Origin of the sequence: Streptomyces sp. NPDC006691 (assembly GCF_042869955.1) — a bacterium.
GTDB lineage: Bacteria > Actinomycetota > Actinomycetes > Streptomycetales > Streptomycetaceae > Streptomyces.
Map to the genome: position 1 here is coordinate 62,432 of NZ_JBIAGW010000019.1, position 20,559 is coordinate 82,990.

General features: G+C 70.6%; 19 protein-coding genes and 1 tRNA gene. 11 read left to right on the plus strand and 9 right to left on the minus strand.

Going from position 1 to position 20,559, the window contains the following annotated elements; all coding sequences use genetic code 11:
• Positions 1–50 precede the first annotated feature (50 nt).
• Genes ACFYNP_RS30945 through ACFYNP_RS30955 form a run of 3 tightly spaced genes read left to right on the plus strand, consistent with a single transcriptional unit; the run spans position 51 to position 2,055 of the window.
• Complete coding sequence (locus ACFYNP_RS30945) at positions 51–524, plus strand: SRPBCC family protein (RefSeq protein ID WP_388790123.1); 474 nt, start codon at positions 51–53, stop codon at positions 522–524.
• Between the two features lie 2 nt (positions 525–526).
• Positions 527–1,357, plus strand: a complete 831-nt coding sequence (locus ACFYNP_RS30950) for an alpha/beta fold hydrolase (protein WP_388419097.1) — start codon at positions 527–529, stop codon at positions 1,355–1,357.
• Positions 1,358–1,368: 11 nt separating this feature from the next.
• Positions 1,369–2,055, plus strand: a complete 687-nt coding sequence (locus ACFYNP_RS30955; protein WP_388790125.1) for a 4'-phosphopantetheinyl transferase — start codon at positions 1,369–1,371, stop codon at positions 2,053–2,055.
• A gap of 56 nt (positions 2,056–2,111) precedes the next feature.
• On the opposite strand, the gene ACFYNP_RS30960 is transcribed toward ACFYNP_RS30955, so the two are convergent.
• From ACFYNP_RS30960 to ACFYNP_RS30970, 3 genes are all read right to left on the minus strand, one after another.
• Positions 2,112–2,951 carry a cytochrome c biogenesis CcdA family protein gene (locus ACFYNP_RS30960; RefSeq protein ID WP_388418923.1) on the minus strand — a complete coding sequence of 280 codons (840 nt, stop codon included), beginning with the start codon at positions 2,949–2,951 and terminating at the stop codon, positions 2,112–2,114.
• The gene (locus tag ACFYNP_RS30965) at positions 2,948–3,697 is read right to left on the minus strand and encodes a DsbA family protein (protein WP_388790128.1); all 750 of its coding nucleotides are present in this window, start codon (positions 3,695–3,697) and stop codon (positions 2,948–2,950) included. Before ACFYNP_RS30965 ends, ACFYNP_RS30960 begins: the two co-directional genes overlap by 4 nt.
• A 114-nt stretch (positions 3,698–3,811) precedes the next feature.
• A complete protein-coding gene (locus ACFYNP_RS30970; protein ID WP_388790131.1) occupies positions 3,812–4,345 on the minus strand; it encodes a hypothetical protein in 534 nt (177 codons plus the stop codon).
• 84 nt (positions 4,346–4,429) lie between these two features.
• Between ACFYNP_RS30970 and hrpA the strand changes: the two genes are divergently transcribed.
• The 3 genes from hrpA (at position 4,430) to ACFYNP_RS30985 (ending at position 8,977) form a co-directional block, all read left to right on the plus strand.
• Complete coding sequence (gene hrpA, locus ACFYNP_RS30975; RefSeq protein ID WP_388790134.1) at positions 4,430–8,350, plus strand: ATP-dependent RNA helicase HrpA; 3,921 nt, start codon at positions 4,430–4,432, stop codon at positions 8,348–8,350.
• A gap of 90 nt (positions 8,351–8,440) precedes the next feature.
• Positions 8,441–8,515: transfer RNA gene (locus ACFYNP_RS30980), tRNA-Asp, on the plus strand.
• A 288-nt stretch (positions 8,516–8,803) separates the two neighbouring features.
• Positions 8,804–8,977: a DUF6274 family protein gene (locus ACFYNP_RS30985; RefSeq protein ID WP_199846693.1), complete on the plus strand. Its 174-nt coding sequence runs from the start codon at positions 8,804–8,806 to the stop codon at positions 8,975–8,977.
• A 392-nt stretch (positions 8,978–9,369) separates the two neighbouring features.
• Here ACFYNP_RS30985 and bldC read toward each other — a convergent pair whose 3' ends face one another.
• Together bldC and ACFYNP_RS30995 are read right to left on the minus strand one after the other, a co-directional pair.
• Positions 9,370–9,576, minus strand: coding sequence for a developmental transcriptional regulator BldC (gene bldC / locus ACFYNP_RS30990; protein ID WP_003949541.1), 207 nt, complete (start codon positions 9,574–9,576; stop codon positions 9,370–9,372).
• A gap of 509 nt (positions 9,577–10,085) precedes the next feature.
• Positions 10,086–10,928 carry a hypothetical protein gene (locus ACFYNP_RS30995; protein WP_388790138.1) on the minus strand — a complete coding sequence of 281 codons (843 nt, stop codon included), beginning with the start codon at positions 10,926–10,928 and terminating at the stop codon, positions 10,086–10,088.
• Between the two features lie 165 nt (positions 10,929–11,093).
• Between ACFYNP_RS30995 and ACFYNP_RS31000 the strand changes: the two genes are divergently transcribed.
• Both ACFYNP_RS31000 and ACFYNP_RS31005 read left to right on the plus strand, forming a co-directional pair.
• On the plus strand, positions 11,094–12,182 hold the full coding sequence (locus ACFYNP_RS31000) for a Leu/Phe/Val dehydrogenase (protein WP_388790141.1): 1,089 nt from the start codon (positions 11,094–11,096) through the stop codon (positions 12,180–12,182).
• A 280-nt stretch (positions 12,183–12,462) separates the two neighbouring features.
• Complete coding sequence (locus tag ACFYNP_RS31005; protein ID WP_100579821.1) at positions 12,463–12,720, plus strand: DUF3073 domain-containing protein; 258 nt, start codon at positions 12,463–12,465, stop codon at positions 12,718–12,720.
• 107 nt (positions 12,721–12,827) lie between these two features.
• Here ACFYNP_RS31005 and purM read toward each other — a convergent pair whose 3' ends face one another.
• Both purM and purF read right to left on the minus strand, forming a co-directional pair.
• Complete coding sequence (purM, locus tag ACFYNP_RS31010; RefSeq protein WP_388790143.1) at positions 12,828–13,898, minus strand: phosphoribosylformylglycinamidine cyclo-ligase; 1,071 nt, start codon at positions 13,896–13,898, stop codon at positions 12,828–12,830.
• A 34-nt stretch (positions 13,899–13,932) separates the two neighbouring features.
• A complete protein-coding gene (gene purF, locus ACFYNP_RS31015; RefSeq protein ID WP_100579822.1) occupies positions 13,933–15,459 on the minus strand; it encodes an amidophosphoribosyltransferase in 1,527 nt (508 codons plus the stop codon).
• Between the two features lie 300 nt (positions 15,460–15,759).
• Here purF and ACFYNP_RS31020 point away from each other — a divergent pair, with 300 nt between their 5' ends.
• Together ACFYNP_RS31020 and ACFYNP_RS31025 are read left to right on the plus strand one after the other, a co-directional pair.
• Positions 15,760–15,852 (plus strand): putative leader peptide, encoded by a 93-nt coding sequence (locus ACFYNP_RS31020; RefSeq protein WP_324901219.1) that lies wholly within the window; start codon positions 15,760–15,762, stop codon positions 15,850–15,852.
• 140 nt (positions 15,853–15,992) lie between these two features.
• Complete coding sequence (locus tag ACFYNP_RS31025) at positions 15,993–17,408, plus strand: sulfatase (RefSeq protein WP_388790145.1); 1,416 nt, start codon at positions 15,993–15,995, stop codon at positions 17,406–17,408.
• A 50-nt stretch (positions 17,409–17,458) separates the two neighbouring features.
• Here the strand turns inward: ACFYNP_RS31025 and ACFYNP_RS31030 are convergent, their stop codons facing one another.
• Together ACFYNP_RS31030 and ACFYNP_RS31035 are read right to left on the minus strand one after the other, a co-directional pair.
• On the minus strand, positions 17,459–18,256 hold the full coding sequence (locus ACFYNP_RS31030) for a sterol carrier family protein (RefSeq protein WP_388790148.1): 798 nt from the start codon (positions 18,254–18,256) through the stop codon (positions 17,459–17,461).
• 10 nt (positions 18,257–18,266) lie between these two features.
• Positions 18,267–18,905 carry a TetR/AcrR family transcriptional regulator gene (locus ACFYNP_RS31035; protein WP_388418954.1) on the minus strand — a complete coding sequence of 213 codons (639 nt, stop codon included), beginning with the start codon at positions 18,903–18,905 and terminating at the stop codon, positions 18,267–18,269.
• Positions 18,906–19,064: 159 nt separating this feature from the next.
• Between ACFYNP_RS31035 and ACFYNP_RS31040 the strand changes: the two genes are divergently transcribed.
• On the plus strand, positions 19,065–20,543 hold the full coding sequence (locus tag ACFYNP_RS31040; protein ID WP_388790269.1) for an MFS transporter: 1,479 nt from the start codon (positions 19,065–19,067) through the stop codon (positions 20,541–20,543).
• Positions 20,544–20,559: the final 16 nt, after the last annotated feature.

Sequence of the window (20,559 nt, forward strand, 5' to 3'; positions counted from 1 at the left end):
GGAGGCTGCCCCGCGCTCCGCCCTGTTCCGTATCCACTGGAGGCTTCGGCATGACGACGTACGACCTGATCGACGAGGCGACGATCGACGCCCCGGCAGACACCGTCTGGTCGGCGCTCGTCGCCGAGTTCCGCGGTGCGAGGAAGTGGTGGGTCCCCGCCAACACGTTCACCACCCTCTCCGGCGCCCCGGACGCCGTGGGCGGCAGGGTCGGTGTGACCGTGCACACCAAGGGTGTCGACAAGGGCGGGCCGAAGCTGCGGTTCACCGCACGCACCATCGCCGTGGAGCCGGGCCGCCGTCTCAAGGTCGAGTACGTGGAGGGTGTCTTCCGGGGCACCAGCACCTTCTCTCTCGATCCCATCGCCGACGGCCGTACCCGGATCTCCATGCACTTCGACGGCAGGCCGCACGGCTGGCTCAAGCTGCTGGCCAAGGTCGCGGACCTGGGCGCGGAGCACTCCAAGGGCACCCTCGCCGCGTTCGTGTCGCTGGACCGGCAGCTGTCGGCGGTGCCGCGGTGACGATGGCCCGGGACCTCACGCGTGAGCTGACGGTCCGTACGGACGACGGCGCCGCACTCGCGGTCACCGTCCTCGCCCCGCTGGCGGGCCCGCCTTCGGAGGTCGACGTGGTGCTGGTGCACGGGTGGGCGCACGCACGCCGGGTGTGGGGCACGGTCGCGGACCGTCTGATCCGGGCAGGCCACCGCGTGGTGCTGTACGACCAGCGCGGTCACGGCGCCTCCACCCTGGGCCGTACGCCGGTCTCGGTGGAGCGTCTGGGCGCCGACCTGGCAGCCGTGCTGGCCGAGACGAGCGCGCGCGAGGCGGTGCTCGTGGGCCACTCGGGCGGCGGGTTCTCCGCTCTGTCGTACGCCTCCGCGTCGCCGGCGGCGAGCCGGCTGCGCGGGCTGGTGCTGCTGGGCACGGCGGCGCACGGCCAGGACACCCCGGACAGCGAGGTGAAGATGATGGGCAGTGCCCTGTTCACCAGGGCACTCCACCAGCCGTGGCTCGGGCGGAAACTGCTCGGCTCCACCATGGGCAAGGACGTGGATCCCGGCGTGCGGGACGTGAACCGCCAACTGTTCGCCGCGACGGCCCCCCAGGTCCGGTCGGACTTCTTCCGGTGCACCCGCGGCTGGGACGTGCGTGCGGCGCTGTCATCCGTCACGGTCCCGGCGGTCGTCCTGCACGGTGAGGCCGACAAGGTGATCGACCCGGCCCTGGCGGAGACGCTCGCGAGCGTCCTACCCGGAGCCCGCTTCGCACGGGTCCCGGGCGCGGGCCACATGCTGCCGCTGGAACGCCCGCTGCTCGCGGTCTCGGCGGTTGCCGAACTCGCCTCGCGGTGAGGTGACCGGCCGTGATCGAGGAACTCCTGCCCCCGGGCGTCATGGCGTCGGAAGCCTTCGACGACGCGGCTCCCGCTCCGCTCTTTCCGGCCGAGGCGGCCCTGATGAACGGCCGCCGGGCACGCCGGCGGGCCCAGTTCGCGACGGCCCGCGCCTGCGCCCGCCGCTGTCTTGCGGAACTCGGCCACCCGCCGGCCCCGCTGCTGCCGGGCGCGGGCGGCGCCCCCAGGTGGCCGTCGGGCGTGGTCGGCAGCATCACCCACTGCGAGGGGTACCGCGCCGCGGTGGCCGCGCCGGCCACCGCGGCGGCGGCTCTCGGTATCGACGCGGAACCGGCCGCCCCGCTTCCCACGGGTGTACTCGACCTGATCGCCTCCCCGGCAGAACTCGCCCACCTGGACGCCCTCGCGCGGGCCGATCCCTCCCTGCCCTGGGACCGTGTCTTCTTCTCCGCGAAGGAGGCCACGTACAAGGCCTGGTACCCGGCAACCGGCATCCGGCTCGGTTTCCGCGATGCCACCCTGTTCCTGTCCCCCACGGGCACCTTCGCGGCCACCCTCCGTCCTCCGGTCGCCCCGCCCGTGAGCCCGGTGTACGAGGGCCGCTGGCTGCGTTCCGACCCCCTGGTCCTGACGGCGGTCTCACGCGGAGAACGGCGCTGCTCCGCAGCTGTGCCGCCCGCGCCCCCCGAGGCATGACGCACCGCACCGCCCGGCCACGCGACAGGAGGGCGAGCCAGGCGGGGACGGGCTGGTCAGGGCTTCTCGGCAGGGCGGGTTCGTGCTCGCCGGGCCCGTACGCCCAGCGTCACCGCCGTCACGGCGACCAGAGCCGTCAGCAGCGCCCAGTCCGGTACCGCTTCGCCGACCCCCCTCGCCCACTCCTCCAGCGCGTACGAGTCGTCCACGTCCAGCAGGCCGGGCAGCGCCGTCGCCCCGTCGTACGCCAGGAACAGAGCGCCGAGGGCGATGAAGAACAGGCCCGACAGGAGGGACGTGGTGTGGAGTTCGAGGCGGCCGAGCTTCAGGACCCGGCCGCGCAGCCACGTGCGGCCGCCCAGTTCGTAGCGCTCCCACAGCAGGGCCAGGAGGAACAGCGGGACCGCCATGCCCAGGGCGTACACCGCGAACAGGAGGCCGCCGTAGACGGGGCTGCCGCTCACCGCCGCCACCGTCAGGACGCTGCCCAGGATCGGCCCCGCGCAGAACCCGGCGAGGCCGTAGACCGCACCCAGCGCGTACACGGACAGCGCGGTGGTCGGGCGGATCTTCCCGGACAGCTCGGTCATGCGGCGGCTCGCGAAGCCCATGCCCACGATCTGCGCGACGCCGAGCGCGATGATCAGCCAGCCGCCGAAGAGGACCAACTGGTCGCGGTGGCCGTAGAAGAGGCGGCCCGCATACGAGCCCGCCGCGCCCAGCGGCACCAGGGTGGTGGCCAGGCCCGCGTAGAAGATGCCGGTGCGGGCGAGCAGCTTGGTGCGGCTGGAGATCGAGTACGCGAAGAACGCCGGCAGGAGCAGCGCGCTGCACGGACTGAGCAGGGCGAGCAGCCCACCCAGGAACGCGGCGAGGTAACCGATGTTCGGGGTCACTTCTTCGCCGCCGCCTCGATGACCCGCGCGAACTCGTCCATCGGCTGGGCGCCCGCGATGGGCGTGCCGTTGATGAGGAAGGAGGGGGTGGAGCTGGCGCCGAGCGCGTACGCCTCGTCCTGGTCCTTCGTCACCGCCGCCTTCGCCGCGTCGCTGTCGAGGTCCGTCTCGAAGCGCGCCGCGTCCGGCATGCCGGCCTCCTTGGCCAGCTCCTTCAGGCGGTCGCCGCCGAACCCCTTCTCCTTGGCGCCCTTCGCGTACGCCGCCGCGTGGAACTGCCAGAACCTGCCCTGCTGCCCGGCCGCCCACGCCCCGCGTGCCGCCGCCTCCGACTCGGCGCCGAAGATCGGGAAGTTGCGCCACTCGATGCGCAGGGTGCCGTTGTCGACGTACTTCTTCACCAGCTCCGGCTCGGTGTCGCGGGCGAACTTCCCGCAGTACGAGCACTTGAAGTCGGCGTACTCGATCATCACGACGGGCGCGTCGGCGCGGCCCTGCGCCAGCGGGTCCTTCGCCTCGCGACGGGCCAGCTTCATCAGTTCGGGGTGAGCGCCCGAGCCGGCCGGATCGGAGGCGGCGGAGGAGGAGGGGGAGGCCGCCGACTCGTCGACGGTGGGCTTCGGGCCGGGGGTGCCCGCCTGGTAGGAGGCGATCCCGAGGACGGCGACGGCGGCCACCACGGCCGCCCCGATGAGGAACGGCTTGCGGGACTTGGCCTTGGCGGCGGGCTTCGTGTTCTTGGACATGCAAAGACTCCGGGTGCGTACGCCTACGTACACCCTGGCGGGCGTGCGTAAGGAAAGTGCGTAGGGAAACGCAGGGAAAGGGGACGGACGGTCGCGGGAGGGCGGACCGGCCGTCTAGACCCTGAGCACCGAGAGTTCGACGGGAGTGGGCGCGCTGAGCGTGGGCCCGCGCACGAGCGGATTGCGGTGGGCCGCGTACAGCGCGCCGAGCGATGCGGGCGCGGCACGGTCCTCCAGGACCGGGGCCTGGTCGTGCCCGGTACGGACGCGGACGGGCGCGGCGGGGTCGGAGCCCTGGTGCTTGCCGCCCTGCCGACAGCCGGGCACGCCCGAGCCGTCCGTGAAGGCGGGCGCCGACACCTTCTTCCCGGGCGGAACGGCCACGGCAGGCACATCCGGTTCGGCTTGGACGAGCGTGGCAGGCACACCCGCCTGAACGGCCACGGCAGGCACACCCGGTTCGGCCGGAGCGGCCACGGCAGGCACATCCGGCACGGCCGGGACGGGCGCGGCCAGTACCCCCGAGGCGGCCGTCACCGGCGCCGCCGGCGCCGTCGTCACCGCCCCGCACAGCGCCACCACCAGCACCCCGAGCACCAGCAGCAGCGCCGCGGTGAGGCGGCGGCGCGGGGCTCGGGAGCGGGGCATGCCCGAAATGGTACGGGGTGGGCACCGAACGGCGTCGAAATGCGTTCGCCACTCGCCCTCGGCGGGTGAGATCCTGAATCAGGTATGTCTACTTCCTTCGCCGATCTCCAGACGCTGCTCGACGGGGCCTCGCTGCGCGACGCCCACCGCCTGGGCCGCCGTCTCGAAGGCGCCCGCCGCATCCGTAAGCCCGAGGCCCGGCAGGCCGTGCTCGACGAGATCGCCGCCGAGGCCCAGAAGTCCGCCGAGCGCGTCGCCCGGCGGTCGGCCCGCATGCCCGGGGTCAGTTACCCCGAGCAGCTTCCGGTCAGCCAGAAGAGGGACGAGATCCTGGAGGCGATACGCGACCACCAGGTCGTGATCGTCGCGGGCGAGACCGGCTCCGGCAAGACCACCCAGATCCCCAAGATCTGCATGGAGCTGGGCCGCGGGGTGCGCGGCATGATCGGGCACACCCAGCCCCGCCGGATCGCGGCCCGCACGGTCGCGGACCGCATCGCCGAAGAGCTGAAGACCCCGCTCGGCGAGGCGGTCGGCTGGAAGGTCAGGTTCACCGATCAGGTGGACCAGGACGCGACCTTCGTGAAGCTGATGACCGACGGCATCCTGCTCGCCGAGATCCAGACGGACCGCGAACTGCGCGGCTACGACACGATCATCATCGACGAGGCCCACGAGCGGTCCCTCAACATCGACTTCCTGCTGGGCTATCTGGCCCAGCTGCTGCCCAGGCGCCCCGACCTGAAGGTCGTCATCACCTCGGCGACCATCGACCCCGAGCGGTTCTCGCGGCACTTCGGGGACGCCCCGATCGTCGAGGTCAGCGGCCGTACGTATCCGGTCGAGGTGCGCTACCGGCCGCTCCTCGAAGAGGACAGCGAGGACGCCGACCGCGACCAGATCACCGCGATCTGCGACGCCGTGGACGAGCTCCAGGCCGAGGGCCCCGGCGACATCCTGGTCTTCCTGTCGGGCGAGCGCGAGATCCGCGACACCGCGGACGCCCTGATCAAGAAGAACCTCCGCTCGACCGAGGTGCTCCCCCTCTACGCGCGCCTTTCGCACGCCGAGCAGCACCGCGTCTTCCAGCAGCACAGCGGCCGCCGGATCGTCCTCGCGACCAACGTCGCCGAGACCTCGCTGACCGTCCCCGGCATCAAGTACGTCATCGACCCCGGCACCGCCCGCATCTCGCGCTACAGCCACCGCACCAAGGTGCAGCGACTACCCATCGAGCCGGTCTCGCAGGCCAGCGCCAACCAGCGCAAGGGCCGCTGCGGCCGTACGTCCGACGGCATCTGCATCCGGCTCTACAGCGAGGACGACTTCCTCACCCGGCCCGAGTTCACCGACGCGGAGATCCTCCGCACCAACCTGGCGTCCGTCATCCTCCAGATGACCGCGGCCGGCCTCGGCGACATCGAGAAGTTCCCCTTCATCGACCCGCCGGACCACCGCAACATCCGCGACGGCGTCCAACTCCTCCAGGAACTGGGCGCGTTGGACCCCACGGAGAAGGACCCGAAGAAGCGCCTCACCCAACAGGGCCGCAAACTCAGCCAGTTGCCCGTCGACCCGCGCCTGGCCCGCATGGTCCTGGAGGCCGACCGCAACGGCTGTGTGCGCGAGGTCATGGTCATCGCGGCCGCGCTCTCCATCCAGGACCCGCGCGAGCGCCCCTCCGACAAGCAGACGCAGGCCGACCAGCAGCACGCCCGGTTCAAGGACGAGACCAGCGACTTCCTGGCCTACCTCAACCTGTGGCGGTACGTCCGCGAGCAGCAGAAGGAACGCGGCTCCTCCAGCTTCCGCCGGATGTGCAAGCAGGAGTACCTGAACTTCCTGCGCATCCGCGAGTGGCAGGACATCTACTCGCAGCTGCGGACCGTGGCCAAGACCATGGGCATCCACCTCAACGAGGAGGACGCGCCCGAACAGTCGGTCCACACCTCGCTGTTGGCGGGCCTGCTCTCGCACATCGGGCTCAAGGACACCGACAAGAACGAGTATCTCGGCGCCCGCAGCGCCAAGTTCGCGATCTTCCCGGGTTCGGCGCTGTTCAAGAAGCAGCCCAAGCTCGTGATGTCGGCGGAGCTCGTGGAGACCTCCCGGCTGTGGGCCCGGGTGAACGCGAAGATCGAGCCCGAGTGGATCGAGCCGCTCGCCCAGCACCTGGTCAAGCGCACCTACAGCGAGCCGCACTGGGAGAAGGACCAGGCCGCGGTGATGGCGTACGAGCGCGTGACGCTGTACGGCGTGCCGATCGTCGCCAACCGCAAGGTCAACTACGGCCGCATCGACGCCGAGGCCTCGCGCGAGCTGTTCATCCGCAACGCACTGGTCGAGGGCGACTGGCGTACGCACCACAAGTTCTTCGCGGACAACCGCAAACTCCTCACCGAGGTCGAGGAGTTGGAGCACCGCGCCCGCCGCCGCGACATCCTCGTGGACGACGAGACGCTGTTCGACTTCTACGACCGGCGGGTGCCCGACCACGTCGTGTCCGGCGCGCACTTCGACTCCTGGTGGAAGCACAAGAAGCGCGACGAGCCCGAACTCCTGGACTTCGAGCGCGAGATGCTCATCAACGAGAAGGCCGGGGCCGTCACCAAGGACGACTATCCGGACTCCTGGCGCCAGGGGCCGCTGAAGTTCCGGGTGACCTACCAGTTCGAGCCGGGCGCGGACGCGGACGGCGTGACCGTGCACGTACCGCTCCAGGTCCTGAACCAGGTCACGGACGAGGGCTTCGACTGGCAGATCCCGGGCCTGCGCGAGGAGGTCGTCACGGAGCTGATCCGCTCCCTGCCGAAGCCGATCCGCCGGCACTACGTCCCGGCGCCCAACTACGCCTCGAAGTTCCTGGACCGCGCGGTTCCGTTGCAGGAGCCGCTGCCGGTGACGCTGGCCCGGGAACTCCAGCGGATGGTCGGCGTCCCGGTCACGGCCGACGACTTCGACCTGAGCCGGGTACCGGACCACCTCAAGATCACGTTCCGGATCGTCGACGAACGGCGCCGCAAGCTGGCCGAGGACAAGGACCTGGAGGCGCTCAAGCTCCAGCTGCGCCCCAAGGCCCGTCAGGCCCTCTCCCAGGCCGCCGCGGCGACCGCGGGGCCCACGGGCGAGTCCATCGAGCGCTCGGGCCTCACGGACTGGACGATCGGCACCCTGACGAAGGTCTTCGAGACGCGTCGGGCCGGCCAGCCGGTGAAGGCCTTCCCCGCACTCGTGGACGCGGGCGAGAGCGTCTCCGTACGGCTCTTCGACACCGAGGCCGAGCAGCGGCAGGCGATGTGGCACGGCACCCGGAAGCTGATCCTGCTCAACATCCCGGTGAACCCGGCCAAGTTCGCCTCCGACAAGCTCACCAACCAGCAGAAGCTCGCCCTGTCGCGCAATCCGCACGGCTCGATCCAGGCGCTCTTCGACGACTGCGCGACGGCGGCGGCGGACAAGCTGATCGCGGACCACGGCGGCCCCGCCTGGGACGAGGAATCGTTCCGCAAGCTGTACGACAAGGTCCGCGCGGACCTGGTGGACGCCACGGTGCGCACGGTCGGCCAGGTCCAGCAGATCCTGGCGGCCTGGCAGGCCTGCGAACGCCGCCTGAAGGCCACGAACAGCCTGACCCTGGTCGCCAACGTGGCGGACGTACGCACCCAGCTGGCGGCGCTGGTGCCGCCGGGCTTCGTCACGCTCACCGGCCTCAAGCGGCTGCCCGACCTGATGCGCTACCTGGTCGCGGTGGACCGCCGGCTCCAGCAGATGCCGACGGCCGTCCAGCGCGACACCACGCGCATGGAGAAGGTGCACGAGATGCAGGACGAGTACGCCTGGCTGCTGGAGCAGTTGCCGCAGGGGCGTCCGGTGCCGCAGCCGGTCCTGGACATCCGCTGGATGATCGAGGAGCTGCGCGTGAGCTACTTCGCGCACGCGCTGGGCACGGCGTTCCCGGTCTCCGACAAGCGCATCGTGAAGGCGATCGACGCGGCGGCCCCGTAGCGCGGGCATCGCTGTGAGTGAGTTCGACCTGACCGTCTGACCTGCTGTACAGTCTCACTCGCAGCCAAGCACGAACGGGCTGCGAAACAAGGTCCTGTGGAGCAGTTTGGAGTGCTCGCCACCCTGTCAAGGTGGAGGCCGCGGGTTCAAATCCCGTCAGGACCGCAGTAGACGAGAGGCCGCATCCCATCGGGTGCGGCCTTCGTCGTTCCCCCGAGGCCGCGCCCCAGGGTGCGGCCCTTGCTGTTTGCCCCGAGGCCGCGCCCCACCGGTGCGGCCTCCGTCGTTCGCCCTCGACTTCCGCGGCGGAGCCGTCGACGGACGCCGCGCGCCGGGATCCGTCCACGAGGCCCGGGCCCCCGGGATCCGGGCCTTCTCGACGTCTTGACGGGGGCACCTGCCGCCGGTACCCCTGCAAGGGAGGGGAACGGGGGCTCCCCCAGGAGGTGGTCCGTGGCGGCTTCGGCGAGGCACGAGACGCGGGCGCTGCTGCGTGCCCATCTGTCGGCCGCTCTGGGGTACCGACACCTCACCCGGCACTGCGCCGTCTGCCACCGCCTCCTGCGGCTCGCCATGGAGGTTGCCGACCCCGTCAGGCCCGAGGACGAAAGTCCCCCCAACCGGTGACCTATGGCGGGTCGGTGACGATCCGTGCGGTGAGAGGCTCTGGAGTGAAAGTGCCTTGAGGGTGTGACGGGAGTCACGGAACGAGTTTCCGGAACCAGTGAACTTACACCCCTCATACAACGCCCCGATTTAATATGTGCAATTGCACCACCCTCGACGGTGATGCCCGGGAGCCGACGGAAGGCACCCCACCGAAGCGGCCACGGGTCGGCACGGAGGAGTTGCCGGACGTGCCGGACAAGGCCGGACATAAAAAAAATCGCGCTGGACCCGGCGGAGTCCAGCGCGATCGATGACGCGGCCCGTTGGGGCGGGCGGACGTCATGTGGAGCTATAGGCGGGCTCGGCCGGGGTGGGGGCCCCGGAAAACGCCCGGACTATTGGGGTGTTGTTCAGGCCTCGCTGCGCTGCTGCGGAATACCCGCCAGCAGTGCGCGGACCTCTGCCTCGCGGTACCGGCGGTGTCCACCCAGGGTGCGGATGGACGTGAGCTTGCCGGCCTTCGCCCAGCGGGTCACCGTCTTCGGGTCCACGCGGAACATCGTGGCGACCTCAGCCGGGGTCAACAGCGGCTCGGCATCAGGGGTGCGAGCGGTCATGAGCGGCCTCCTCGGGAGAACCGAACCTTCTCGGTTCTTTCCTCTAAATTCTGCACCTTGACCCGCGTTGCCCGAAATGGCGGACGCGAGCCGAGTCGGTTATAGGACGAACGGCTTGTCCTCGGCACTACAACTACACCATCCGTCCAGCCACGTCGGCCAAACCGATGGAATTGCCCTCCCAGGTGTTCATCAGCGACGGAAGCCGATGGACCATGCCATAGCGGACAGTCACGCCACAGTGACGATCAGTCACAGAGCGATCAGGAGTCGTCAGACCCCCCATAGCGAGCAATACCGAGCAATCCGCCCGTAGTTGGGCGGAAGGGATCCTCCCCGGACCCCTTGTCCTATTTTGGCACGAGGGTGGGGTCTGGATGCAAGGGTGAGATAAGTGCGGTCCGTCACCCTTGGGGCAAAGGCCCGGATCAGGACCTACGTCCTGCGACGACTGTTCGAGGGCTCCGGATCCGGGCTCCGGCAGCCCGGATCCGGCCGGCCGGCCGGCCTCAGTTGGCCATCCGCCGTTCCTTGACGGCCCGCCAGCGTTCCGTGAAACGCCCGTACGCCTCCTCCGCCCCGGCGTCGTCGCCGGCCCGCAGCGCGGCGATGCCCTCGGCCACATCGGCCGCCGAGCGGTCCGCCTTCAGCCGGTCCGGGGACAGGACGTGCACCAGGCCGCCGTAGTCCAGCTCGACCAGGGAGCGCGGATGGAATTCCTCCAGCCACCGCCCGACGTCCACCAGGCCCTCGGTCAGCGGCCCCTCGTCGATACGGTCCCGCACCGTGCGCAGCGCCCTCGCGAGGCGCCGCCGGGCCTGGACCATGGGCGTGCGGTAGCGCAGCACGGGCGCCTCGGCACCCTCACCCGGTGCATACTCGCGCTCTTCGTCCGAAAAGACCGTGAACCAGCTCACAGGCACGTGCCAAACACTGGTCAAGATCCAGGGCCGGGCATCCGGGTTCCGCTCCCGCCAGCGCTCGTAGTCCGCCTCGGCCTGCTGCCGCACCACCGGAGGCAGCAGCGCGTCCAGGACCGGCTCGGGGAACTGGTCCACGAGCACCTCAAGGGCCTGCCAGCCGCGCAGCCGGGTCCGCCAGGGGCACACGCACACGACCCCGTCGACCTCGGCAACGAACGCGTCGGCGCTCTCGTGCACCGGTACCGCCACGGGCGGCGTGGGCACCAAGTCGGCGAGCGCGCGCCGGAGTTCGTCCTGGGCACCCGGAGTGCGCCCGCGCTCGGCATAGCGCACCCAGTGTTCGCGCTCGGGTTCGGGAAAGGCGGCAAGGGGCTCGTACACCCGCAGGTAGGACGCGTACGGAACGATCACCGAGGACACCACCGCCATGCCCCGCATCGTCCCACGGGCGCGCCCCGCCGACCCCCGGTGGGGGTGATCCTGCGCACTGCGCCTGATCTACGGGCGCGTAGGACTTAACCTGCTCCCGAACCAGGCCTGCCACCACCCACAGGCGGGCCGTCAACCGCCGCTTCGTACTTGGGAGTCACCACCGTGACCGATGTGACCGGAGCCGATGACGTACTGCACACCCTCTTCCGCTCCGACCAGGGCGGACACGAGCAGGTCGTGCTGTGTCAGGACCGAGCCACCGGGCTCAAGGCCGTCATCGCCATCCACTCCACCGCCCTGGGCCCGGCCCTGGGCGGAACGCGCTTCTACCCGTACGCGACCGAGGCCGAGGCCGTCGCCGACGCGCTCAACCTGTCGCGCGGGATGTCGTACAAGAACGCCATGGCCGGACTCGACCACGGTGGCGGCAAGGCCGTGATCATCGGTGACCCCGAGACGATCAAGACCGAGGACCTCCTGCTCGCCTACGGCCGCTTCGTGGCCTCGCTCGGCGGGCGCTATGTGACGGCCTGCGACGTCGGCACGTACGTCGCCGACATGGACGTCGTGGCGCGCGCCTGCCAGTGGACCACCGGCCGCTCCCCCGAGAACGGCGGCGCGGGCGACTCCTCCGTGCTGACCGCCTTCGGCGTCTTCCAGGGCATGCGGGCCTCGGCCCAGCACCTGTGGGGCGACCCGACGCTGCGCGGCCGCAAGGTCGGCATCGCCGGCGTCGGCAAGGTCGGCCGCCACCTCGTGGAGCACCTGCTCAGCGACGGCGCCGAGGTCGTGATCACGGATGTGCGCGAGGAGTCGGTGCGCGCCATCACCGGCCTGCACCCCGAGGTCGCCGTCGCCGCCGACACCGAGGCGCTGATCCGCACCGAGGGCCTGGACATCTACGCGCCCTGCGCGCTCGGCGGCGCCCTGAACGACGCGAGCGTGCCGGTGCTCACCGCGAAGGTGGTGTGCGGCGCGGCCAACAACCAGCTCGCGCACCCGGGTGTGGAGAAGGACCTCGCGGACCGCGCGATCCTCTACGCACCCGATTACGTCGTGAACGCGGGCGGCGTGATCCAGGTGGCCGACGAGCTCCACGGCTTCGACTTCGACCGCTGTAAGACGAAGGCGGCGAAGATCTTCGACACGACGCTCGCCATATTTGCTCGTGCGAAGGAAGACGGCATTCCGCCGGCCGCCGCGGCCGACCGGATCGCCGAGCAGCGCATGGCGGAGGCACGTCAACACTGAGCCCCGCGGGGGTCCGTCGGCCGCGCTGAGAGACATGACTCACGCCGGTCGGCGGGTCGGGCGCCAAGAAGAGGTTAAAATCGCGGTTGACCAGCGAGGACAGGGCGCTTTGTTGGTTCTGCCAAGTGGCGCGTCATGCGGGCGGCGTACCGTATGGCCGCGGAAGCAGGTACCGTTGAAGCCCTACGGACGCGGTCTCTCCATGGAGAGTCCGTTCCGGATCATGAACGCGTGTCAAGACTCTGGGGCCGTCGAGCCCCGTCACCGAGGGGGTCGAGCCATGGGGCGCGGCCGGGCAAAGGCCAAGCAGACGAAGGTCGCCCGCCAGCTGAAGTACAGCAGCGGCGGGACTGACCTGTCGCGTCTGGCCAACGAGCTGGGCGCATCTACTCCGAACCCGACAGTGAGCCAACCGCCGAACGCGGAGCCACTGGAGGACGAGGAGGACGACCCGTATGCCCGCTATGCGGACATGTACGGGAATGACGACGACGAGGACGAAGAGTCCGGTCCGTCGTCGCAGCGCCGCGGCGCTTGACTTCGCTGATCCCGCTTTCGCAGCAACGCACGTCTTCGCTGCTCTGAGCACACCGACCCGGTCCAGGGCCTTGGCCCCGGACCGGGTTTTGTGCTGCCCGTGACGGCCTACTTCGCGTAGTCCCCGGTGAGCTCGGCGCCGTCGCGGTGATCGCCGCGCGCCAGGATCTCGCCGGCGACCCAGGCGTCCACGCCCCGGTCCGCGAGGGTCTGGAGCGCCACGTCCACCGAGGCCTCGGGGACGATCGCCATCATGCCGACGCCCATGTTGAGCGTCTTCTCCAGCTCCAGCCGCTCCACGTTCCCCGCCTTGCCGACGAGGTCGAAGACCGCACCCGGCGTCCAGGTCGAGCGGTCGACGGTGGCGTGCAGGTGGTCCGGGATCACCCGGGCCAGGTTGTTGGCGAGACCGCCGCCGGTGATGTGGCTGAACCCGTGCACCTCGGCGGTGCGGGTCAGGGCCAGGCAGTCGAGCGAGTAGATCTTGGTGGGCTCCAGGAGCTCCTCGCCGAGCGTGCGGCCGAACTCCTCGACGTGCTGGTCCAGGCTCATTCCGGCCCGGTCGAACACCACATGACGGACGAGTGAGTACCCGTTCGAGTGAAGACCGGAGGACGCCATGGCGATGACCGCGTCGCCCTCGCGCACGCGGTCGGCGCCCAGGAGCTGGTCGTACTCGACGACACCCGTGCCGGCGCCGGCCACGTCGAAGTCGTCGGGGCCGAGCAGGCCCGGGTGCTCGGCGGTCTCGCCGCCCACCAGGGCGCAGCCGGCGAGGACGCAGCCCTCGGCGATGCCCTTGACGATGGCCGCGACCCGCTCGGGGTGGACCTTGCCGACGCAGATGTAGTCGGTCATGAACAGCGGCTCGGCGCCGCACACGACCAGGTCGTCGACGACCATGCCGACGAGGTCGTGCCCGATGGTGTCGTACACGCCCATCTTGCGGGCGAGGTCGACCTTCGTGCCGACGCCGTCGGTGGCGGAGGCGAGCAGCGGGCGCTCGTAGCGCTTGAGGGCCGAGGCGTCGAAGAGTCCGGCGAATCCGCCGAGGCCGCCCAGGACCTCGGGGCGCTTCGTCTTCTTCACCCACTCCTTCATCAGTTCGACGGCGCGGTCGCCCGCCTCGATGTCGACGCCCGCGGCTGCGTAGCTGGCACCAGTGGTCTCGGATGACATGGCTCAGAGAACTTTCGTGTCGTACTGCAGGGTCTTACGGACGGCGCAGGGCGTCGGCGGCCGCGGTCGCGGCGGGGCCGGAGGCCAGCTCGGACTCCAGGAGCTGCTTGCCGAGCAGCTCGGGGTCGGGGAGCTCCATCGGGTACACGCCGTCGAAGCAGGCGCGGCAGAGGTTGTCCTTGGGGATCGTCGTCGCTTCGATCATCGCGTCGGTCGTGATGTACGAGAGCGAGTCGGCGCCCATGGACGTGCCGATCTCCTCGATGGTCATGCCGTTGGCGATCAGCTCCGCGCGGGTCGCGAAGTCGATGCCGAAGAAGCAGGGCCACTTCACCGGCGGCGACGAGATCCGGATGTGGACCTCGGCGGCGCCCGCCTCGCGGAGCATCTTCACGAGGGCGCGCTGGGTGTTGCCGCGCACGATCGAGTCGTCCACGACCACCAGGCGCTTGCCGCGGATGACTTCCTTCAGCGGGTTCAGCTTGAGCCGGATGCCGAGCTGGCGGATGGTCTGCGAGGGCTGGATGAACGTACGGCCGACATAGGCGTTCTTCACCAGGCCCGAGCCGTACGGGATGCCGCTGGCTTCCGCGTATCCGATGGCGGCGGGGGTGCCGGACTCCGGAGTCGCTATCACCAGGTCGGCCTCGACGGGCGCTTCCTTGGCGAGTTTCCGGCCCATCTCCACTCGGGAGAGGTAGACGTTGCGGCCCGCGATGTCGGTGTCCGGGCGTGCCAGGTAGACGTATTCGAAGACACAGCCCTTGGGCTTCGCTTCTGCGAATCGGGAGGTACGCAGACCGTTCTCGTCGATGGCGACGAGCTCGCCCGGCTCGATCTCGCGGACGAAGCTGGCTCCGCAGATGTCGAGCGCGGCGCTCTCGGACGCCACGACCCAGCCGCGCTCAAGGCGGCCGAGCACCAGCGGGCGGATGCCCTGCGGGTCACGGGCGCAGTACAGCGTCTGCTCGTCCATGAAGACCAGCGAGAAGGCGCCCTGGACCTGCGGGAGGACCTTGGCGGCCGACTCCTCGATGGTCAGGGGCTTGCCGTCGTCGTCCGTCTGGCCCGCGAGCAGCGCGGTGACCAGGTCGGTGTCGTTGGTGGCGGCGAGCTGGGTGGCCCGGCCGTTCTCCTTGGGCAGCTCGGCGACCATCTCCGCGAGCTGCGCGGTGTTCACCAGGTTGCCGTTGTGGCCGAGCGCGATCGAGCCGTGGGCGGTGGCCCGGAACGTCGGCTGCGCGTTCTCCCACACGGAGGCACCGGTGGTCGAGTAGCGGGCGTGACCGACCGCGATATGACCTTGGAGGGAACCTAGCGAGGTCTCGTCGAAGACCTGGGAGACGAGTCCCATGTCCTTGAAGACGAGGATCTGGGAGCCGTTGCTGACCGCGATGCCCGCGGATTCCTGGCCCCGATGTTGGAGGGCGTAGAGCCCGAAGTAAGTGAGCTTCGCGACCTCTTCACCCGGAGCCCAGACACCGAAGACGCCACAAGCGTCCTGGGGGCCCTTCTCACCGGGGAGCAGGTCGTGGTTGAGTCGTCCGTCACCACGTGGCACGCCACCGAGTGTAGGCGAGATCGACCACTGGTCCGAATTGGGGATATCGACAGCTCGGCGCCCTGACCGCTTTTGTAGCTTTCGCGCCTCGGGCGCCCCCGGCGCACACCAGCCCGCTTCGGCAGGACATCACCGCAGGTGAGCCGGGGCGCCCCGGATCCGTTCGCGGTGTTTGCGACTGCTCGCGGTGACGGATTGCGACCGGGTCATGTGTGACGGAGTTCGCTCCGGTCCGCTCCGGTCCCGCCCTTCGGGACGCTCATTGACAGGGACGTGCGCGCTGCGTGAGGCTCCTGCACCATGCAGCCTCTGAGTGACCTCGCGGTCACGCTCGTCGAGCGCCGGCACGTCGACCTGGTCCGTGTCGCCAGCGCCATCTGTCGCTGCGCGTAAGTACGCCCCAGACCCCGCCCCCCGAATCCCCGCCCGCACGGGCCGGGGCCGTGCCGACTCGGCCCCGCCCGACGGCTGGTCCGTGACGTCCTGGCGTCCCCCGGGGGCCGTTTTCCCACCTCTTCCTCTGGAGCCCTTCCGTGCCCTCGCACACCCGGAAACTGTCCCGCCGCGCCTTCGGCGGCGCGGTCGGCGCCACCGCCGCGGCCGCGGCCGTCGGCCTGCCCGCCACCGAAGCCGAAGCAGCCGAAGCCGCCGCCGGCCCGAAGGAGCGGCCGTTCCGGGCCGCTCCGGGACGGCACTCCGCGCGGCCCAACATCCTGTTCATCCTCGGCGACGACCTCGGCTGGGCCGACCTGTCGTCGTACGGGGCGCCGCACATCCGCACTCCCAACCTGGACCGCCTGGCCCGCCAGGGCGTGCGGTTCACCGACGCGTACTCCGGCTCCGCGACCTGCTCCCCGACCCGGTTCAGCCTGTACACCGGGCGCTTCCCGGGACGTACGAAGGGCGGCCTCGCCGAGCCGATCGCGGACCGCGGCGTGGGCCTCGACCCGACCCACCCCACGCTCGCGTCCCTGCTGCGCGGCGCCGGCTACGCGACCGCCCTGATCGGCAAGTGGCACTGCGGCTACCTCCCCGACTACTCGCCGACGAAGTCCGGCTGGGACGAGTTCTTCGGGAACTTCGGCGGCGCCCTGGAGTACTACTCCAAGCTGGGTCTCGCCGGGGAGTACGACCTCTACGAGGGCGACGCCGAGTACAAGGACCTGCGGTACTACACCCGGATCCTGACCGAGCGGGCGAGCGAGTACGTGCGGCGCGAGCACGACCGGCCCTGGCTGCTCAACCTCAACTTCACCACCCCGCACTGGCCCTGGATCGCCGACGGCGACACCGAGGAGAGCGCCGAGGTCGTACGCCGCATCAAGGCCGGGGAGCCGGGCGCGCTGTTCCACTACGACGGCGGCTCGGTCGAGAAGTACACCGAGATGGTGGAGGACCTCGACCGGTCGGTCGGCACGGTGCTCGACGCGCTCAGGCGCTCCGGGCGGGAGCGCGACACCCTGGTGTTCTTCGCCTCGGACAACGGCGGCGAGCGCTTCTCCTACAACTGGCCGCTGAGCGGCAACAAGGCCTCGCTCCAGGAGGGCGGCATCCGCGTCCCCACCATCGTGCGCTGGCCCTCCCGGATCGACGGCGGCCAGGTCAGCCACGTGCCGAACTTCTCGCCGGACTGGACCGCGACCCTCCTGGAGCTCGCCGGGGCGCGCCCCCACCCCGCCTATCCCCTCGACGGCACCAGCCTCGCCGGGTACCTGCTGCGCGGCGAGCGGCCCGGCGAGCGGGACCTGTTCTGGCGGGTGCGCGGGGAGCGGGCCCTGCGGCGCGGGGACTGGAAGTACTACCGGGGCCGCAGCGGCAAGGACCAGCTGTTCAACCTCGCCGCCGACCGGCGCGAGCAGGCGGACCGCGCGACGGACGACCCGGCCCGGCTCGCCCGGCTCCGCGCCGCCTGGGAGAAGACGGACGCGACGCTCCTCACGTACCCCTGAGCATCACCGGACACGCCCAAGTGCCCCTGCAATGACGCGAGTTCGGCCGGTCATGACATGACCGGCAGCACCGCCGCCAGGTCCGCCCGCTCACCGCTCGCCGCGACCTCCGCCGCGTTCAGCGCCTCGGCCCAGCCGACGCGACCGGTGGCGAGGCGGATCCAGGTGAGCGGGTCGGTCTCGACGACGTTGGGCGGGGTTCCCCGGGTGTGCTTGGGGCCCGCCACGCACTGGACGACCGCGTACGGCGGGATCCGCACCTCGACCGAGCCCCCGGGTGCCTTCACGGCGAGCGCGTCGGCGAGCAGCCGGGTGCACGCGGCGAGGGCCTGGCGGTCGTGAGGGACGTCGAGTCCGGGCAGCGCGTCGTTCAAGTCGTCGGTGTGGACGGTCAGTTCGACGGTCCGGGTCACCAGGACATCGGCGAAGGTCATCGCGCCGAACCGGGTCGGCATCAGGCGTTCGTCCGGAGTGCTCGCGAACAACTCCGCGGTATGGGTGGCGCACTGCTCGAACAGCGCGTCGAGGTCGTCGACCGAGGCCGCCAACTCCCTTGTGCCGTCGGCCACTTGCTCCGCCTTCGCGGCCGTGGCGAAAGGCCAGTCGAGCAGCGCGACCTCCTGCCTGAGCGGCTCCGCCCCGGCGAGGTACCGGTCCAGCATGCCGAGCGCCATGGTGTGGTGCACGGCCAGCTCCCGCACGCTCCAGTCCCCGAGCCGGGTGGGCCGGGCGAGCTGCTCCGGCGTGAGCGTACGGACCGCGTCGCGTACGTTGCCGAACTGGGCGAGGACGGCGGCCCGGATCTTCGCCGGGTCGTATCTGCGGGTGCGCTTCTTGGCCGGGGGCATGCGGCCGAGCCTACTGCGGGCCGGGATAGCTCCCGAGGCCGTTTTCGACCTGCGCGAACGCCCGCTCGGTGCGCTCGGCGGCATCGCCGGCGACCCCCTTGGCGGACTCCCCGGCGAGGATCCGGCGGTGGTGTTCGTTGATCAGCGCGTTGCGGGCACCGGTCAGCTGGGCGGCCGCGACGGCGGCGAGCATCGGATCGCCGCCCTCCGCCGCGAGCAGCTCGGCCAGCTCGCGCTGCGCCTCGCCGAACGCGAGCGAGGCGCGCTGGAGCAACACCGGTGTGTTCTGGATGAGCTGGCGGGCCTGGAGGGAGCGCGGGTCGTCGTTGAGGCCGATCGAGGGGTCGCGCGCCTCGACCATCTCCAGGAACTGCCGCCGCACGGCGTCCACCGCCGACTCGCCTTCGGCGCGCTCGCGCACGGCCCGTACGACATCGCCGACGTGGTTCATCATCGGCGAGGTGACCAGGTCTTCCTTGGTGCCGAAATAGTTGAAGACGGTCATCTTCGAGACATCCGCGGCGGCCGCGATCTCGGCGACGGAGACATGGTCGAAGCCGCGCTCGGTGAACAGATCCAGCGCCGTGCGCCAGATCCGCATCCCGGTCTCCCGCTTCTTGCGCTCGCGCAGGCCCTCACCAGCAGTCATGGAATCACTGTACCAGGATGAAATTTAAGCCTGGATGAAAGATTGACTCGGTATAATTTCTAGTCCATGGTGGTGCCCATGACGACGACCCTGAGCACCGCATCGGCCACGCCCGCCCCGACGACGGCCACGGCGGCGACCGAGCCCGCTGCCCCTCTGATGACCCGGACCCAGACCGTCATCGGCTTCATCGTCTGCATCGCCACGGTCCTGCTGGCCGTGCTCGACACGAACATCGTCTCGGCGGCGACCGTGCCCATCGCCCGCGATCTCGATCCGGTCCATGGAGTCGACAAGATCCCTTGGCTGATCAGCGCGTTCGCGCTCGCCTCGGCCGCGGCGCTGCCCCTGTACGGGAAGCTCTGCGACAGCCTCGGCGCGAAGAAGGTGTTCGTGGGCGCCGTCGCCTCCTTCCTGCTCGGCTCCGCGCTGTGCGGCGCCGCCCAGTCCATGACCGGACTCATCGCGGCCCGCGCCCTGCAAGGCCTCGGCGGTGGCGGCCTGATGAGCGTCACCATGGTGGTGCTCGCCCAGCTCAGGACCCCGGGCGGCGGAAGCGGCAAGGCGAGCGGCGTCGGCGGAGTCGTCGCCGGTACCGGCATGGCGGTCGGCCCCTGGATCGGCGGCACGCTCTCCGACCACGCCAACTGGCGCTGGATCTTCTACATCAACCTGCCGCTCGGCATCGCCGCGCTGATCGGCGCGATCCTCGTACTGAAGCTCCCGGTCTCCCCCGTACGCCACCGCACCGACTACCTCGGCGCGGCCCTCGCCGCCGCGTTCACCAGCAGCCTGCTGCTCGCCACCAGCTGGGGCGGCAAGGACTACGCCTGGACATCGCCCCAGATCATCGGCCTGTTCGCCGCCTGCGTCCTCACGCTCGCGCTCTTCCTGCGCCGCCAGGCCACGGCCGCCGAGCCGGTGCTTCCGCTCTCCCTGTTCAAGGTGCCCCAGCTGCGGTACGGCTTCGCGATCCAGGGGCTGCTCGGCGCCGCGATGATGGGCGCGCTCGTCTACGTCATGGTCTACCTCCAGGCGGTGCGCGGCATCGGGCCGGCCGCCGCCGGGCTCTACCTGATCCCCATGGCGATCGGCATGACCGTCGTCGGCCTCGGCGCCGGGAGGCTCACCGAGCGCGGCTGGCGGATGAAGACCTTCGTGCTGACCGGCACCATCGCCTCCGCCCTCGGCCTCGCGCTGCTCGCCACCGTCGGCGCCGGCACCTCGCTCTGGCTGATCCGCGCCGCGCTCCTGGTCATGGGCTGCGGGTTCGGCCTGCTCATAGGCCAGCTCATCCCGTACGTCCAGAACGCGGCCCCCGCCCACCAGTTGGGCATCGCCACCACCAGCATCCGGTTCTTCCAGACGCTGGGGAACGCGCTCGGCGCCGCCGTGTTCGGCACGCTGCTCAGCCGGGTGTACGAGGCGAAGGTGCCGGGCGGCTCGACCAGCGCCATCGCCCATCTGACCGGCGCCGCCCACGCCACCGCGGTGCGCGGCTTCGTCCCGGCGATGGACCTGGTCTTCCTGGTCGCGGCCGGGGTCATGGCCGTCGCCGCGGTCCTGGCCGCGCGGCTGCCCGCCGAGACCCGGCCCGTGGCCGACCACGCCGCAGAGGCCGAACTCGCCCGTGCCTGAACGCACTTCGGCCCCG